Source organism: Comamonas suwonensis, from assembly GCF_012844455.2.
Taxonomy (GTDB): Bacteria; Pseudomonadota; Gammaproteobacteria; order Burkholderiales; family Burkholderiaceae_C; genus Comamonas; species Comamonas suwonensis.
The window spans coordinates 1-16,763 of sequence record NZ_JABBCQ020000021.1 but is presented as its reverse complement, the minus strand read 5'-3'; the positions used below and the strand labels follow the sequence as shown (position 1 = coordinate 16,763).

Below are 16,763 nucleotides of genomic sequence, written 5' to 3'. Positions count from 1 at the left end.
TTGCTGAAACTGAGCCTCTTCCCCTTTTTGCAGAAATTTGAGTCACATGCGACAGCATGCCTGGTGGCTCAACATCCGTGTGAGTGATTCCGAGAATCGGAGCCGCTCTTTTGCGTCTATCGGCTTGCTGGCTTGACTTGGCCAGAATTACGGAGTCTTTGGTCGTTTCGTCAGCAATGGTTTATGGCGCGATAGGGCTAGGTCGGTTATTGTGCAAGGCGCTGGTTTTGCCGGAATTTTCGGCGACCTCCCTGCATTGAAGGCGTTGCAGAGGCCCCGCGAGAGGGCAGCATGCAGGGCATGACAAGATTTGGATAGGCAAGGTATGGAATATCGACTGGATGAAACGGATCGCCAGCTGCTGCGTTTGCTGCAGACCAATGCGCGTGCATCTACTGCACATTTGGCCCGTCAGATGAATCTGGCACGCACGACTGTGGTCGCGCGAATTGCCAAGCTGGAGCAGGAAGGTGTGATTGCCGGTTATGGCGTTCGCTTGGGCTCGCGCATGGAGCAGTCAGCGGTGCGTGCCTATTGCGGTATTCGTGTGCTTCCCAAGACGGCGACTTCGGTCATGCAAGCGCTCAACCGTTTTACCGAGGTGGAAGAAGTATCTGCCGTCAGCGGCCAGTACGACTACATGGTGTTTGTGCGCTGCGAGAGCAATGAGAAGCTGGATGCGCTGCTCGATCGTATCGGCCTGATTGATGGCATTCAGCAAACCTACACCTCGGTGGTGCTGAGCCGCAAGATTGATCGCCGCACCACGGCTGAAGTGGTGGGCGAGACGCCTGCTTCCTGAATTCAGTGAATTTGGCTGTCTGCAAAGGCAAAAACGCCCGGTCTGCGCCGGGCGTTTTGCATTGTGTGATCGTAAAAAAGGGAGCTGATGCTCCCGTTTTTATAGCTGGATGCGATTAATCTATAAAGACTTTAGCTTCTCCAGCTTCCATGTAGCCGATCACTGCGGCGTCAGCAAAGCCGCTGTCAGCAAAGACTTTCAGCACTTGCTCCACGGCGTCGGAGGAGCAGGAAACCAGCAGGCCGCCTGAAGTTTGAGGGTCGGTCAGCAGTGCTTTCTGGGCGCTACTGACGGAAGAGGCCAGCTGAATATTCTCACCATAAGAGGCCCAGTTGCGGCCCGATGCCCCGGTGATAACGCCTTGGTCGGCAAAAGCCTGCACGCCGGGCAAGACGGGTAGCTTGCTGCTATCAATGCGCGCGCTGAGCTGGGCGCCGCGCGCCAGCTCCAGCCCGTGGCCCAGAAGGCCAAAACCAGTCACATCGGTCAGCGCGTGCACGCCTTCCAGTTTGGCGAGCTCAGCGCCAGGGCGGTTGAGCTTGGTGGTGGCATCGACCATGGCGCGATAGCCCGCATCGTCCAGCAGATTTTTCTTAAGTGCCGCAGAGAGAATGCCCACGCCAAGAGGTTTGCCCAGAATCAGCACATCATCTGCCCTGGCATCGGCGTTGCGCTTCATTTGCTTGGGGTTGACGATGCCAATGCCCACCAAGCCGTAGATAGGTTCGACCGAGTCAATCGAGTGGCCGCCTGCCAGCGGAATACCGGCATCGCGGCAGACGGACTCTCCGCCCTCCAGAATCTTGGCAATCACATCGTGGGGAAGCACATTGATAGGCATACCCACGATGGCCAGTGCCATCAGAGGCGTGCCGCCCATGGCGTAAATATCAGACAGAGCATTGGTCGCTGCGATGCGGCCAAAGTCATACGGGTCATCAACGATGGGCATGAAAAAGTCCGTCGTCGCCACAATGGCCTGCTCGTCATTGATCTTGTAGACGGCAGCATCGTCAGCGGTTTCGGTGCCAACCAGCAGATCAGGAAAGAACTGCTTGGGCAGATTGCTCTTGGCCAGCAACTCAGACAGTACACCTGGCGCAATCTTGCAGCCGCAGCCGCCGCCATGGGAAAGAGAGGTCAGGCGGGGCGATGCGAGCGTGATAGTGCTTTGAGGGGTAGTGGCGTTCATGTCAGTAAAAATTCGACTTGCAGCAACGATAGTGTTAGGTTTTAGATAAGTGGCAGTACGACTGGAGAGTGAAGGTCTGGGCCAGACACGATCCTGAGGCGCGCACGGCAGGCCTCTATTATCTGCCCCGAAAAATGAGTTGGGTTTTGAGGCGAGCGATCATGCAACACGCCACCCGGTCATTGCAAGGCGCATGGCTCTGATTTAATCGAGCGCCACTGGATTGACTCCTTAGTAATTTTAAAATCTTGCACATGTCGGCCAAATAGGGCATTCATGCGTTGAGCTTGGAGGCATTTCAGAGTTCAAGCGCGATAAAGCTTCGCTCTGGCGATCTGTATAACGTTGGGAGACACATGTTGAATCGCACTTCACTCACCCGCGGACTAGCGGCTCTGGCGATGGTTTGCGCGGCCGGCGCTGTTCAGGCTCAGGCCTATATCAGCAGCACTATTTCCGGGCAGTTGGCACCCGGTGTTTACGGGCAGGTCAATATTGGCAATGCCGCACCGCCGCCGCTTGTGTATGCGCAGCCCATGTGGGGCAGCCAGGGTGCGGTGATGCCGCAGGCGCAGCCCATGTATATGTGGGTGCCGCCCGATCACTCGCGTAACTGGCGTCGTTATTGTTATCAGTACCAGGCCTGTGGTCGGCCTGTGTACTTCCTGCGGAGCGCGCCCCCTCGCTGGCGTGCCGAGCCTCCTCATCATCACCATGACAGGGACTGGAATGATCACCGCCGGGATGAGCGTCGCTGGCACCGTGACGAGCGACGAGATGAGCGCCGCCACGGCCGGGATGATCGCCATGACCGGCGCGACTGGGACCGGCATGATCACGACGACCGAGGACGTGGTCACGGGCGGGGCCACGGACGCCACGATGATTGATTAGGGGTTAACCACTAATTTATCTGTTGCTTATGCACATCTGTTAAGGTTTAATGCTATAAAAAAAATAGCATCAAGCCTTTTTTGTTTATAGGGTTTTTGGCATTTTTTTTGGTATTTGTTTCCAGAATAAGCGAGTGCTTTGCTATGTTGTTTAGGCATAGCTGCTAGCGGGGTGTCTGGCTGGTGGGGGAGGGAAAGCTTGCCGACAATAGTCTCATTCATTTTGACTGGATGGTTGCTGCCGCAGATGCAGGCGATCTCCCCGTGACAAGGGGGCGCGAGACGCACGCAGCGAGACTGGCCTCGATAACGCACAAGTCGTGCCGAGCGCTCGCAGGGCAACCATGCAAGACACCCCAGGAGACATCAGGCATGAGCGCAGCTCTCAACGGCATTTCGTCCATGGCAACACGCCAGGTTCTGTCAGATCTGTCGGCAGCATGGCAGGCGCAGGGCGGCGAGCCGGTTCAGATCGAGTCTGTGGGTGGTGTCGATGCCGCGCAGCGCGTGCAAAACGGTGATGAAGCTTTTGACGTGGTGTTTCTGGCCTCAGGTGCTATCGACAAGTTGCAGGCGGCTTGCCGTGTGCTGCCCGGTAGCAAAGTGGATCTAATGCTCTCCAGCACTGCCGTGGCCGTGCCTGCCGCAGCGCAGCAGCCCGATATCAGCACGGAAGACGCTGTGCGCGCCGCCGTGCTGGCGGCCCCCAGCATTGGTTATTCAACCGGCCCTAGCGGCGTTGCGCTGCAAAAATTGTTTGAGCGCTGGGGCATTGCCGATGCCATCAAGCCCCGCATTGTTCAGGCCCGTCCAGGTGTGCCTGTGGGCTCACTGGTCGCTTCGGGGGAAGTGGCGCTGGGTTTTCAGCAACTGAGTGAGCTGATTCATGTAGCAGGCATTCAGATCGTGGGCTCTTTGCCTTCGTCGATTGCGATTGACACGGTTTTTTCCGCAGGCGTGGTGACTGGATCGGCGAATGCCGAGGCGGTGCAGCGTCTGCTGGCTTTCATGGCTTCGCCCGAAGCGGCAGCGGCCAAGCGTCGCCAAGGGATGGAGCCAGCGTAATTAAAGAAATGATCAAGGCAGCTCTAGGCCAAGACCTGGATGCTGACCTGAATCAGGAAAAGGGCAGCCATAGCCCTTTCGTGACAGACGTACAGGAGCCGCAAGGCTTTGGCGCCAGCCGCGAGACCGGAATGAGACCGGAGATAGAGGCGACAAAGAGAGGCAACTGAGATACCAATATGACTTCGCAAACAACCAAGCAGAACACTGACCCCAAGGTCGTCAACGTACAGACTGTGCTGAACGAGAATCCGTTTTCGGGCTATCAATGGGTGATTTTCGCCCTGTGCTTTCTGATCGTTTTGCTCGATGGCTTTGATACCGCCGCCATCGGCTTTATTGCCCCCTCGTTGCTCAATGAGTGGAGCATTGATAAATCCCATCTGGGCCCGGTGCTGAGTGCGGCCTTGTTTGGTCTGGCGTTTGGCGCTCTGTCCGCAGGCCCGCTGGCTGACCGCATTGGTCGCAAGACGGTGCTGATCATTGCGGCAGTGGTGATGGGTGGCGCATCCATTACCTCAGGCCTGGTGCATGACCTGCAGGGTCTGACCATCTGGCGCTTTATCACCGGTCTGGGACTTGGCGCGGCCATGCCCAACGCCATCACGCTGATGAACGAGTACTGCCCTGATAAAAAGCGCTCCTTCATCACCAACTGCATGTTTTGCGGCTTTCCCATTGGCTCGGCGCTGGGTGGCTTTATCGCTGCCTGGATGATTCCGCATTTCGGCTGGCGCAGCCTGCTGATTGTGGGCGGTGTGGTGCCCTTGATTCTGGCCGTCATCATGGTGGTGATGCTGCCCGAGTCGGTGCGCTTCATGGTGCTCAAGAACTACTCGGCCGATCGCGTGCGCAAGATCATGGTGCGCATTGCCGCCAGCACTCGCAACGCCACGAGCTTTGTGCTGGACGATAACGCCCAGCGCGCTGCCCAAGTGCAGCAAGGTCCTCAGGGTCTGCGTCTGGTGTTCTCGCAGAAGTATCTGGTGGGTACGCTGTCGCTGTGGGTGACGTACTTCATGGGCCTGGTCATTGTGTATGGCCTGGTCAACTGGATGCCTGTGCTGTTCAAGGAAGCGGGCGTGCCTGCTGGCCAGGCTGCCGTGATTGCGGCGCTGTTCCAGCTCGGCGGTGTGGGCGCGATTTTTGTCGGTTTGCTGATGGACCGCTGGAATGCCAATCTGATCATTGCGGCAGGCTACTTTTTGACGAGCCTGGGTGTGGCCTTTATCGGCCAGGTGCTGGGTGGTGGTGTGGGCATGCTGGTGGCCTCGGTCTTTGTGGCCGGTTTGCTGATGAATGCGGCACAGTCGTCCATGCAGGCGCTGGCTGCTGAGTACTACCCTACGGAGTGCCGCGCCAGCGGTGTGTCGTGGATGCTGGGTATTGGCCGCTTTGGTGGTATTGCGGGCTCTTTCCTGGTGGCAGAGCTGTCGCGTCGCCATCTGGAGCTGCCACAGGTCTTCATGGTCGTGGCCATTCCCGGCGTGATTGCGGCTTTGGCTTTGCTGGTCAAGAACCGTTATGCCGGCGGCGCGCCTAGCAAGTCCATGGCGGGTCTGGGCGGCGCCCACTGAGTCCTGTTTCAATCCTTTTGTTTTATTGACGCATTATTTTTAACGGAGTTTAAAGATGATCATTGACGTACACGGTCACTACACCACAGCCCCTGCTGCCTTGGGCGCATGGCGTGATCTGCAGATCGCCGGCCTCAAGGACCCCAGCCAGGCCCCTTCGGTGGCTTCTCTGAAGATCAGCGACGACGAAATCCGCGAGACCATCGAGACCAACCAGCTGCGCCTGATGAAGGAACGCGGTTCGGACCTGACCATCTTCAGCCCCCGCGCTTCGTTCATGGCTCACCACATCGGCGACTTCCAGACATCGAGCACCTGGGCTGCCATCTGCAACGAGCTGTGCTTCCGTGTCAGCGAGCTGTTCCCCGACTACTTCATCCCCGCAGCCATGCTGCCCCAGTCGCCCGGTGTGGACCCCGCGACCTGCATCCCCGAGCTGGTCAAGTGCGTGGAGCAGTACGGCAACGTCGGCATCAACCTCAACCCAGACCCCTCGGGTGGCCACTGGACTTCGCCCCCGCTGTCCGACAAGAGCTGGTACCCCATCTACGAAAAGATGGTGGAGTACGACATCCCCGCGATGATTCACGTGTCGACCAGCTGCAACAGCTGCTTCCACACCACCGGCTCGCACTATCTGAATGCGGACACCACCGCCTTCATGCAGTGCCTGACCAGCGATATCTTCAAGGACTTCCCCACACTGAAGTTCCTGATTCCCCATGGCGGCGGCGCTGTGCCTTACCACTGGGGCCGTTTCCGCGGTCTGGCGCAAGAGATGAAGAAGCCGCTGCTGGAAGAGCACCTGCTCAACAACATCTACTTCGACACCTGCGTGTACCACCAGCCCGGTATCAACTTGCTGACTGAAGTGATTCCGACCAAGAACATTCTGTTCGCCAGCGAGATGATTGGCGCCGTGCGCGGTATCGACCCGCAGACGGGTCATTACTACGACGACACCAAGCGCTATATCGAAGCGACGCAGAACCTGACGGCTGACGAAAAGCACGCCGTGTACGAAGGCAATGCCCGCCGCGTGTTCACGCGTCTGGATTCGGCACTGAAGGCCAAGGGTCTGTAATTCTTAAAAAGAGGAGCGGCTAGCGCTGACTCCATAAGCCTTCAAGCATTAAATCATTTTGAATTTGATGCAAAGCAAGCGCTAGCAGCTCTCTTTTTTGATTCAATAATGTCTAAGCAAAAAGGTATTTCATGTACGAACTCGGCGTCGTTTACCGCAATATCCAGCGCGCTGATCGCGCGGCGGCCGATGGTCTGGCCGCTCTGGGCTCTGCCACCGTGCACGAAGCCATGGGCCGCGTCGGCCTGCTCAAGCCCTATATGCGCCCCATTTTTGCGGGCAAGCAAGTCTCTGGCACGGCAGTCACGGTGCTGCTGCAGCCCGGCGACAACTGGATGATGCACGTCGCGGCCGAGCAGATTCAGCCCGGCGATATCGTCGTCGCTGCCGTCACTGCCGAGTGCACCGACGGCTACTTTGGCGACCTGCTGGCCACCAGCTTTCAGGCCCGCGGCGCGCGCGCGCTGATCATCGATGCCGGCGTGCGCGATGTGAAGACACTGCAGGAGATGGACTTCCCCGTGTGGAGCAAAGCCATTTCTTCCAAGGGAACCATCAAGGCGACCCTGGGCTCGGTCAACATCCCCATCGTCTGCGCCGGCATGCTGGTCACGCCCGGTGATGTGATTGTGGCCGATGACGACGGCGTGGTCTGCGTGCCCGCTGCCCGTGCTGCACAAGTGCTGGAAGCCGCTCAGAAGCGCGAAAGCTTTGAAGGCGAAAAGCGCGCCAAGCTGGCCTCGGGCATTCTGGGCCTGGACATGTACAAGATGCGCGAGCCCCTGGCGGCTGCCGGCCTCAAGTACATCGACTAATCAGAACAAACGCACCCCAAAACCACTACAACAGGAGCCGCCGTATGTTCTCTTCCATCAAATCCTCTTCCTCCAACACCGAGCCATCGGTGAACCTCTCGCGTCGCCAATGCCTGGCTTCTGCGGCCAGTCTGGCCGGTGCCGGTGCACTGGGTCTGGGCTTTTCCAGCAATGCCCTGGCACAGGCTGTCAAGGCTGCTGCCGGGCAGCAGGGCACACAACTCATCTTGCTGGGCACCAAGGGCGGCCCGCGCGTGGGCGGTGAGCGCTCCAACCCGGCCAGTGTGCTGCTGATCGATGGCGAACCCTTTGTCGTCGATTGCGCCTATGGCGTGGCGGCGCAGCTGGTCAAGGCTGGCATTGCCCTGCCGCGTCTGAGCAAGGTGTTCATCACCCACATGCACTCGGACCACAACCTGGAGTACGGCCCCATGCTGTATTCGGCCTGGGCTGCCGGTTTGCGCAACAAGGTTGATGTATGGGGTCCGCCCACGCTGGATACGATGACCAAGGCCTTCATGGAGTCCATGAAGTTCGACATTGACATCCGCATGGGTGACGAAGGCAAGCCCGACCTGCGCAAGATGGTGCTGACGCATGAGTTCTCCAAGCCCGGCGTGATTCTGGAAAACGACAAGGTCAAGGTCACGGCGGTGCGCAATATTCACCCGCCGATCACCGATTCTTTTGCGCTGCGCTTTGACACCAAGGACCGCTCCGTCGTCTTCTCCGGCGACACGACCTATTGCCCTGCCGTGGCCGAGCTGGCCAAGGGGGCAGACGTGCTGGTGCATGAGGTGATTTATGTGCCCGGCGTGGATGCCATGGTCAAGCGCGTGCCCAATGCGGCCTCGCTCAAGGAGCATCTGCTGGCCAGCCACACCACGACCGACGACGTGGGTCGCATTGCCGCCGCTGCGGGCGTCAAGAAGCTAGTGCTCTCGCACATCGTGCCGGGCGACGACCCCAGCATCACCGATGAGATGCTGCTCGAAGGTGTGCGCAAGCACTTCAAGGGCGATGCCGTGGTGGGCAAGGATTTGATGGTGATCTGATCCCTCTTTGACGATAACGACTGGACTGACATGAGCCAATTTGAAAAGACCCCCGGCTGGATGGACTGGTACGCCAACCCCAGCAAGCCCCGCTTCAAGCTGCCTGCGGGCGCTGTGGATGCGCATTGCCATGTCTTTGGCCCCGGCCATGAATTCCCCTTTGCGCCCGAGCGCAAGTACACGCCCTGCGACGCCAGCAAGGCGCAGCTGTTTGCACTGCGTGATCACCTGGGCTTTGCCCGCAACGTGGTGGTGCAGGCCACTTGCCACGGTGCGGACAATCGCGCCATGGTCGATGCCTGCAAGGCTTCGGGCGGCATGGCCCGTGGTGTGGCCACGATCAAGCGCAGCATTTCGGATGCCGAGCTGCAGGAGCTGCATGACGCCGGTGTGCGTGGTGTGCGTTTTAACTTCGTCAAGCGCCTGGTCGATTTCACGCCCAAGGACGAACTGATGGAGATTGCCGCCCGCATTAACAAGCTGGGCTGGCATGTGGTCATCTACTTTGAAGCCGTGGATCTGCCTGAGCTGTGGGACTTTTTCACCGCGCTGCCCACCACCGTGGTGGTGGACCATATGGGTCGCCCCGATGTGGCCAAGGGCGTGGACAGCGAAGAGTTCGCTCTGTTCCTCAAGTTCATGCGCGAGCACAAGAATGTGTGGAGCAAAGTGTCCTGCCCCGAGCGTTTGTCAGTCTCCGGTCCCAAGGCGCTGGATGGTGAGCAGAACGCTTATCAGGATGTGGTGCCGTTTGCCCGTCGCGTGGTGGAAGAATTCCCCGATCGCGTGCTGTGGGGCACCGACTGGCCGCACCCCAATTTGAAGGAGCATATGCCCGATGACGGCTTGCTGGTGGACTTCATCCCCCACATCGCACCGACCGCCGAGCTGCAGCAAAAGCTGCTGGTGGACAACCCCATGCGTCTGTACTGGCCCGAAGAGGTCTGACGGAGTTCCGGCGAAACATACACCCGGACACAGCCCGGAGCCTTGTCGCATGGGCTCGGGCATCCGTAAACGAGGAAAATTTATGGCATTGGAAAAACCCTATCTGGACGTGCCTGGCACCATCATTTTTGATGCCGAGCAAGCGCGTCGGGGCTACTGGCTCAACCAGTTTTGCATGTCGCTGATGAAGCCGGAAAACCGTGATCGTTTCCGTGCCAATGAGCGCGCTTATTTGGACGAATGGGCCATGTCTGAGGAGCAAAAGCAGGCCGTGCTGGCCCGCGATCTGAACTGGTGCATGCGCACCGGCGGCAATATCTATTTTCTGGCCAAGATCGGCTCCACCGATGGCAAGAGCTTCCAGCAGATGGCGGGCTCCATGACCGGCATGACCGAAGACGAGTACCGCGCAATGATGGTCGCTGGCGGCCGCTCGGTTGAGGGCAACCGCTATGTGGGCGAAGAGGGCGATGCACAGGCCCACCGCCAGCCTCAAGGCAGCGCCGGTGGCACAGGTACAGCGAACAAGGAAAGCAACTAAGACATGGCACGCATTACCGCATCTGTTTTCACCTCGCACGTGCCTGCCATTGGTGCAGCCATGGACATGGGCAAGACGCAGGAAGCCTACTGGGCGCCTCTGTTCAAAGGCTATGACTTCTCCCGCCAGTGGATGAAGGACAACAAGCCTGACGTGATCTTCCTGGTCTACAACGACCACGCCACGGCTTTCAGCTCGGACATCATCCCGACCTTTGCCATTGGCACCTCGGCTGAGTACCAGCCCGCCGATGAAGGCTGGGGCCCACGCCCTGTGCCCGTCGTCAAGGGCCACCCCGAGCTGGCCGCGCACATCGCGCAGTCGGTCATTCAGCAGGACTTTGACCTGACCATCGTCAACAACATCGCGGTGGACCACGGCCTGACCGTGCCTCTGTCGCTGATGTGCGGCGAGCAGGACCCCAAGACCGGTTCCTGGCCCTGCCCTGTGATTCCCTTTGCCGTGAACGTGGTGCAGTACCCCGTGCCATCGGGCCAGCGCTGCTTCAACATCGGCCGCGCCATCCGCAAGGCCATCGAGAGCTACGACCAGGACATCAACGTCCACATCTGGGGCACAGGCGGCATGAGCCACCAGCTGCAAGGCGCACGCGCCGGTCTGATCAATCAGGAATGGGACAACAATTTCCTCGACCTGCTGATCGAGAACCCACACGGATTGGCCAAGAAGCCTCACATCGACTACGTACGCGAAGCCGGCTCCGAAGGCATCGAGCTGGTGATGTGGCTGATTGCGCGCGGCGCCATGTCCGACGTGGATGGCCCTGCGCCCCTGCCTAAAGTGGCACACCGCTTCTACCATGTGCCCGCATCCAATACGGCTGTGGGTCACCTCATCTTGGAGAATCAATAATGAGCAAGACCATCAAAGTCGCGCTGGCTGGCGCGGGTGCCTTCGGCATCAAGCACCTGGACGGCATCAAGAACATCGACGGCGTGGAAGTCGTCTCGCTGGTCGGGCGTCGTCTGGATCAAACCCAGGAAGTGGCTGACAAGTACGGCATCAAGCATGTCTGCACCGACCTGGCTGATGCGCTGGCGCTGCCTGAAGTCGATGCCGTCATTCTGTGCACGCCCACGCAAATGCACGCCGAGCAGTCCATTGCCTGCCTGAAGGCCGGCAAGCATGTGCAAGTTGAAATTCCTCTTGCTGACGCCCTGAAGGATGCGCAGGAAGTGGCCGAGCTGCAAAAGCAGACCGGTCTGGTCGCCATGGTGGGCCACACCCGTCGCTTTAACCCCAGCCACCAGTGGGTGCACAAGAAGATTGAAGCCGGTGAGTTCAACATCCAGCAAATGGATGTGCAAACCTACTTTTTCCGCCGCACCAACATGAATGCGCTGGGCCAGGCCCGTAGCTGGACCGACCACCTGCTGTGGCACCACGCTGCCCACACCGTGGACCTGTTTGCGTATCAAGCGGGCAGCCCCATCGTCAAGGCCAATGCCGTGCAAGGCCCGATTCACAAGGATCTGGGCATTGCCATGGACATGAGCATTCAGCTCAAGGCCGCCAACGGTGCCATCTGCACCTTGAGCCTGTCGTTCAACAACGATGGCCCTCTGGGTACTTTCTTCCGCTACATCGGCGATACCGGCACCTATTTGGCCCGTTACGACGACCTGTACACCGGCAAGGAAGAGAAGATTGATGTCTCTAACGTCGATGTGTCCATGAACGGCATCGAGCTGCAGGACCGCGAATTCTTCGCGGCTATCCGCGAAGGCCGCGAGCCCAACTCCAGCGTGCAGCAAGTGTTCAACTGCTACAAGGTTTTGCACGACCTGGAGCAGCAACTGAACGCCGAGTAAGTTCGGATGATGGATTGATGCAGACAAAGGCCGGGGCATGCTCCGGCCTTTTTTGCTTCTATGTTGATAGCTGCCAGCGCTTTATCTCATTGGGCTATCGGCTATAAATGCTTTAATTTTGTAATTTCAAGGAGTCTCCGTGCAAAACCGAGCACTAGGCCCATTCAGCGTGGCGAACGTCGCGCTGGGCTGCATGAATTTCTGCCACGCGTATGGCAGCCCAGTCTCCACCGAGCAGTCTCACTCCGTGCTGCACGCGGCCCTTGATGCGGGCGTGACGATGTTCGACACCGCTGCGCTTTATGGCTTTGGTGCCAGCGAATCGCTGGTCGGCCCCGTGCTCAAGCCTAACCGCCAGCGCATCACTCTGGCCAGCAAAGGCGGCATGGCCGGCGTGCGTGGCGACGATGGCGTCATGCGCCGCGTGATTGACGGTCGCCCCAAAACCCTGCGCCAGAACTGCGAAGACAGCCTGCAACGCCTGGGCACGGACGTGATCGACCTTTACTACCTGCACCGCTGGGACAAGAACGTGCCCATCGAGGAATCCGTGGGCGAGATGGCGCGCCTGAAGGACGAGGGAAAAATTCGCGCACTGGGTCTGTCCGAAGTCGGTGTCGAAGCTTTGCGTCGCGCCCATAAGGAACATCCGATTGCGGCCCTGCAAAGCGAATATTCGCTGTGGTCGCGCAATGCAGAACTGGGCACGCTGGCCGCCTGCAAAGAGCTGGGCATTGCCTATGTGGCCTTCAGCCCCATGGGGCGCGCCTTTTTGAGCGGCAAGTTGCAGCAAGTGGATGATCTAGTCAAAGGCGATATCCGCGCCACCATGCCGCGTTTTACGGCAGATGCCTATGCGCGGAACCTGCGCCTGCTGGCCCCTATGCAGGCGGTGGCTGAAAAAGCCGATTGCACGCTGGCCGAGCTGGCCATTGCCTGGGTGCTGGCGCAGGGCGAGCATGTGATCGCGTTGCCCGGCACCACCAAGGTGGACCATCTGCACGAAGATGTGCGTGGCGGCAGCGTGAAGCTGAGCTCTGAGTTGCTGGCCGAGCTGGATGACATTTTCAAGCCTGAAGCCATTGCCGGTGACCGCTATGCGCTGCAAGGCCAGGGCGAGGTGGATACTGAAAAGTATGCGTTTGAAAAGCGTCCGGGTTGATCGCCCGGTTTCAGCTTTTTAGGTGGTCAAGGCAGCAGCGGGCGTTACGGCGCAATCGCTTGCTGCCTTTTTTGCCAGACGGCAGGCAGAAGGTCGAACAACGGAGTCGGCTCACGCTGAAGCTGCAACGCCGTGACACTGCTGGCAATCTGCGGGGTGGCGTGGCTGAGGTCAACCCTGGCGAGTTGCTGCATCCAGCCTGGGTCAAAGCTGCCGTTGGGCATGGGTCTGGAGAAAATGAGTTCAATCATCTTGTGGGCCTCCGAGCTGCCACGCTGCTCAGCCAGGCGGTAAAAGCGCAGAGCTTCCGCATAGTTGGCGGGCACGCCTTGCCCGCGGTGGTACATGCGGGCCATATCGAGTGCGAACTGTGCCGATCCCGGGTGAGCCGAGGGTGCTGCTGCTTCAGAGGCTTGACCTCGCGACTGGACAATGCGCAGGTTTTCTGCGGCCACAGAAGAGCGCGCAGCCACCCGGCGAAAGTAGGTCACAGCCTGTGAGGTTTGCTTGCTGGCGAATGCTTGAATCCCCAGCTCGATATTGGCCTGAATGTCACCCGCGGCAGCAGCACGCTCCAGCAGCTGCCGCTCGGGCGCGGCGGGGCTGGCACCTGCCGATGCCGTGTTGAGCTGCAAGGGCTTGAGGCGTGCGGCCTGAAGCCAGGCCAAAAAATCTGCGCGCGCGGGGTGCGCGGCCCGTAAGCGACTGATGGATTGAGTGGCGGTTGCCGGGTTGGCGGCGGTGCCGCAGCCATCAATGGCGCACCAGGCAAGACCGGCAAAAGCCCAAGGCTCGCGCCCTTTGCGCGCCGCGCGTTCAAACCACTGCAAAGCGAGTGGCTGGTCGATGCGCACGCCCGTGCCATGCAGATATATCAGGCCCAGCAGCCACGCGGCCTGCGCACTGGCATTACTGCTGCCGTAGCCGCTGGCAGGCGAGGCTGTTTTTTGCAGCTGCTCAATTTCTCGGTTCAGCACCATGCCTGCTGCGGCCTTGGGCATGAGCGTTTCGCCCGGAGAGGGGAGCGGAGGGGCGCTGATACCGGGTGTCAGAGGCGTGGCCGGTGCCTCAATGCGAGGGCTGTCGGTGGTGAGGGGCGGGATGCTCTGAGCAGGCAATGGGGTGCTGGCGATGGGTACTGGTTGAGGTTGCAGAGCGCTCCAGTGGGCAGCTTCCGCAGAGCGGGTGCGAGCCTCTGCCGCCTCCGCACAGACCAAGATCAGGATCAACAGCGCAAGCCCTTGGCCGACTGCCGCGAGGCTACAGAGCTCAGGCTGCTGTCGGGGCATTACTTCGCTCCTTTTTCAGGGGCTTCAGCGGGCGGGGTCTTGCGGGCGATCACGTTCCAGTTGATGTTTTGCACGACATGTCCCTCGCTGCCCAGCGCTTGCTGGAATCGATCCAGTACACCCTGGGTACCTCGCACATCCTTCATCACCGTGAGCGCCGGGCCCTGCATGTCTGCAGATAGTCTTGGCATGGCGTCATGGGCTGTCGCGATGCAGATCACGTTTTCGCTACCTGGCTTGCCTGCATCCAGAATGAAGCCTGGGCTGGGGCTCATCCAGTCGGGAATGCGCACGGCTTGGTCTGCCGAGAGCAGTGTGCTGGTCTGCAGTGCATTGGGCAGCAGACGCGTGACAGTGCCGGCGCTGTCAACGTAGTAGCAATAAAGGTGCGATGCCTTTGAAACCGTGGCTGACAGGAAGATTTGCTCGCCTTCGGTGAAGGCTGGGCGGGCGCCAGCGGGCTGGGGGTTTTCCAGCTGCAGGTTGATGTTCCAGGACGGCCAAGGTGAGCGAGATGCCGTGCTGGTCTGCATGCTGTCATTGTTCCAGCCGATGCGCGTCAGAGCTCCCTCTTGATCGAGACCTACAAAGTTACGCAGCGCGGCTTCGTAGGTGGGAAAAGTGATGGTGCCGCTGACGATCACACCTTTGTCCGCTTGAAATTGGGCAAGGGCTTCGCGCAGGGCGGGCGCGTTGGCGTTCAGGTTTTCCTGGTTGTTGGGCAGATAGCCGCGGCTGATCAAGGAAGAGCGCACCAGGCGCAACTGGCCCTCGGGGCCGCTTGCGTCAAACCAGTCGCGCATCTGGCGCTGAAAACTGGGGTTGGTCTGATCGAGCATCAGACATTGCCAGTAGGGCACGCGAGCCCATTTCCCCACCAGTTCGATCATGGCCAGATCGACCAGAGTGCGCAAAGCGCCTCCGGTTCCCATGGCATAGTCGCGCCCTACATTGAACCGTACGCCGTAGCTTCCGATGCGGCCTGCGAGATCAAGCCCGTCGCCAGCGCCGCCGATCACCACCTCATTGGCGGAATCCAGTCCCGGAATGATGGTGCGGGTACGAAAATCTCCCAGATGGGCTTCGAGTGCGACGACGGTGGCGGTGTTGCTTTTGCTGTGTCCAAGATCCACACGGTCGCCAGAAATCCCGGCGGTTCTGCGCTGACTGATCACGTTCTGATCCACAAACGCGATAGCGCCAGAGACGTACAGGGCAGGGCGCTGCAGCTGCATCTGGTTGTTGTTGAGCAAAATCGTGGTCAGGTTCTGAACAGTGTCCTGACGGGCGATGTCTACTTCGTAATCCACATATCGGAAGGCATTGCTCAGGTGCGACATCTGCGAGAGCGATGTCACCACCATGTCCTTGACGGCGACCGGCACCTTGCCCGAGAAGTCCGGGAATTGTTTGCTACTGATCAAGGTCGTAGGCAGCTCAGCCGCTCGCAGCATGTGGTCCATGCAGCTGAGTGATTCGGAGAAGCTGGAGATGGAGCGAACCGGGCGAACCACAGGCCGGTTCACCGTGGTTGCCATTTCATGAGCGTCGGTATGGCGGCGGGCATCCAGCTGGCCGCAGCCCGTATTGGCCAGTATCAGCGCCGAGCCCAGCCAATACCAGAGTTGGGTGATGCGGCCTTTCTGCAGGCCTTGCCCGGCTTTGCATGTCACTGTCTCCACTTCAGTGCGTTCCATGATGACCTCTTGAATTTGCTTTTATGGAGTGGATCTGTTTGGTGAGATTCATTCAGCCCTGAATGAGTCGTGACGCAGCGCTGGTTGCCACTTCTTATTCAATTGCAGATATTGATGACATCGCCACGTAGCACCACGACTTGCTCGTTATTTCCCATGCCTTTAGGCGCGACAACGCTTCCAATGGACTGATAGCAATTGGTCTGCATGCCCTTGGTCTGCACGGACTGCACAACATCTTTTTCTGTTTTGATCTCACCGAGGTTGTTGCTATAGGCCTTGGCGGTATAGCGGCTAATTTTGGCGGCGGCATCATCGGGCATCTGCTGGAGATACTGAACGCTAGTAGAGCGTGTGACGGGCGCAAGAGGGAGCTGCAGATAATTGACGCGTCCGGTAATCGCGACCGGGTCTTCGCCCGGAGCGGCCCAGGAGCTGATATGCGCGGTCAGCAGAGCCGCCATGAAGGTGCAAAGAATTCGGATAGAGGAAGTCATGACAAGCCTCCAGGCAGTCGCAGTGGATGGCCGTATCGCGTGCGCAAGTACGGATGCATGTTCAGCCAGCCCGTGGCTGGGCCGGCTGAGTTCGCTTGCTTAGCGCATTGCGTATGGGCCGCAGGCCGGGCCTACGCAGACCACTGGGGGGGGATCGCAGGAGTCGTTCGAGGCGATGTTCTGATAGGCATGTGCAAAAGCACCGTTGGCCAGATTCGCCACAATCGACGCACCGTAGATGGATGTGGTCTGACTCGAGTTGCCAGAGATGTTCACCTTGCCGTAGTTGGATGACATGTTCTGCACCGCTACAG

General features: G+C 59.3%; 17 protein-coding genes and 1 pseudogene. 12 read left to right on the top strand and 6 right to left on the bottom strand.

All coding sequences use genetic code 11. The features are described from left to right. Positions 1-325 precede the first annotated feature (325 nt). Positions 326-802 carry an Lrp/AsnC family transcriptional regulator gene (locus tag HF327_RS19280; protein ID WP_099736667.1) on the top strand — a complete coding sequence of 159 codons (477 nt, stop codon included), beginning with the start codon at positions 326-328 and terminating at the stop codon, positions 800-802. 115 nt (positions 803-917) lie between these two features. Here HF327_RS19280 and selD read toward each other — a convergent pair whose 3' ends face one another. After that, positions 918-1,994, bottom strand: coding sequence for a selenide, water dikinase SelD (gene selD, locus HF327_RS19275; protein ID WP_198462003.1), 1,077 nt, complete (start codon positions 1,992-1,994; stop codon positions 918-920). A gap of 356 nt (positions 1,995-2,350) precedes the next feature. Here selD and HF327_RS19270 point away from each other — a divergent pair, with 356 nt between their 5' ends. After that, positions 2,351-2,884, top strand: a complete 534-nt coding sequence (locus HF327_RS19270) for a hypothetical protein (RefSeq protein WP_198462002.1) — start codon at positions 2,351-2,353, stop codon at positions 2,882-2,884. A 30-nt stretch (positions 2,885-2,914) separates the two neighbouring features. Here HF327_RS19270 and HF327_RS19265 read toward each other — a convergent pair whose 3' ends face one another. Then, a complete protein-coding gene (locus tag HF327_RS19265; RefSeq protein ID WP_198462001.1) occupies positions 2,915-3,109 on the bottom strand; it encodes a hypothetical protein in 195 nt (64 codons plus the stop codon). Between the two features lie 150 nt (positions 3,110-3,259). Between HF327_RS19265 and HF327_RS19260 the strand changes: the two genes are divergently transcribed. The 10 genes from HF327_RS19260 to HF327_RS19215 all read left to right on the top strand — a co-directional run bounded on the left by HF327_RS19260 (position 3,260) and on the right by HF327_RS19215 (position 12,966). Next, positions 3,260-3,952, top strand: a complete 693-nt coding sequence (locus tag HF327_RS19260) for a substrate-binding domain-containing protein (protein ID WP_198462000.1) — start codon at positions 3,260-3,262, stop codon at positions 3,950-3,952. Positions 3,953-4,131: 179 nt separating this feature from the next. Beyond that, the gene (locus HF327_RS19255) at positions 4,132-5,529 is read left to right on the top strand and encodes an MFS transporter (protein WP_198461999.1); all 1,398 of its coding nucleotides are present in this window, start codon (positions 4,132-4,134) and stop codon (positions 5,527-5,529) included. Positions 5,530-5,584: 55 nt separating this feature from the next. Then, a complete protein-coding gene (locus tag HF327_RS19250) occupies positions 5,585-6,613 on the top strand; it encodes an amidohydrolase family protein (RefSeq protein WP_198461998.1) in 1,029 nt (342 codons plus the stop codon). Between the two features lie 131 nt (positions 6,614-6,744). Next, positions 6,745-7,428: a 4-carboxy-4-hydroxy-2-oxoadipate aldolase/oxaloacetate decarboxylase gene (ligK, locus tag HF327_RS19245; RefSeq protein WP_198461997.1), complete on the top strand. Its 684-nt coding sequence runs from the start codon at positions 6,745-6,747 to the stop codon at positions 7,426-7,428. 44 nt (positions 7,429-7,472) lie between these two features. Further along, positions 7,473-8,483, top strand: a complete 1,011-nt coding sequence (locus HF327_RS19240; protein WP_198461995.1) for an MBL fold metallo-hydrolase — start codon at positions 7,473-7,475, stop codon at positions 8,481-8,483. A 30-nt stretch (positions 8,484-8,513) separates the two neighbouring features. Next, positions 8,514-9,431, top strand: a complete 918-nt coding sequence (locus tag HF327_RS19235) for an amidohydrolase family protein (protein WP_198461994.1) — start codon at positions 8,514-8,516, stop codon at positions 9,429-9,431. An 82-nt stretch (positions 9,432-9,513) separates the two neighbouring features. After that, the gene (gene ligA, locus HF327_RS19230) at positions 9,514-9,972 is read left to right on the top strand and encodes a protocatechuate 4,5-dioxygenase subunit alpha (protein ID WP_099736687.1); all 459 of its coding nucleotides are present in this window, start codon (positions 9,514-9,516) and stop codon (positions 9,970-9,972) included. Between the two features lie 3 nt (positions 9,973-9,975). Further along, positions 9,976-10,845, top strand: a complete 870-nt coding sequence (locus HF327_RS19225) for a class III extradiol dioxygenase subunit beta (protein WP_099736688.1) — start codon at positions 9,976-9,978, stop codon at positions 10,843-10,845. Beyond that, positions 10,845-11,804 carry a Gfo/Idh/MocA family oxidoreductase gene (locus tag HF327_RS19220; protein WP_099736689.1) on the top strand — a complete coding sequence of 320 codons (960 nt, stop codon included), beginning with the start codon at positions 10,845-10,847 and terminating at the stop codon, positions 11,802-11,804. The genes HF327_RS19225 and HF327_RS19220 overlap by 1 nt, the downstream gene beginning before the upstream one ends. 139 nt (positions 11,805-11,943) lie before the next feature. After that, positions 11,944-12,966, top strand: a complete 1,023-nt coding sequence (locus tag HF327_RS19215) for an aldo/keto reductase (RefSeq protein WP_198461992.1) — start codon at positions 11,944-11,946, stop codon at positions 12,964-12,966. 44 nt (positions 12,967-13,010) lie between these two features. On the opposite strand, the gene HF327_RS19210 is transcribed toward HF327_RS19215, so the two are convergent. From HF327_RS19210 to HF327_RS19195, 4 genes and pseudogenes are all read right to left on the bottom strand, one after another. Beyond that, positions 13,011-14,255 (bottom strand): tetratricopeptide repeat protein, encoded by a 1,245-nt coding sequence (locus HF327_RS19210; protein ID WP_198461990.1) that lies wholly within the window; start codon positions 14,253-14,255, stop codon positions 13,011-13,013. Then, positions 14,255-15,952, bottom strand: coding sequence for a DUF4384 domain-containing protein (locus HF327_RS19205; RefSeq protein ID WP_236024291.1), 1,698 nt, complete (start codon positions 15,950-15,952; stop codon positions 14,255-14,257). Before HF327_RS19205 ends, HF327_RS19210 begins: the two co-directional genes overlap by 1 nt. Before the next feature lie 98 nt (positions 15,953-16,050). Beyond that, positions 16,051-16,449, bottom strand: a complete 399-nt coding sequence (locus HF327_RS19200) for a hypothetical protein (RefSeq protein WP_198461988.1) — start codon at positions 16,447-16,449, stop codon at positions 16,051-16,053. Positions 16,450-16,548: 99 nt separating this feature from the next. Then, a pseudogene (locus HF327_RS19195) lies at positions 16,549-16,763 on the bottom strand (hypothetical protein); the annotation flags it as partial.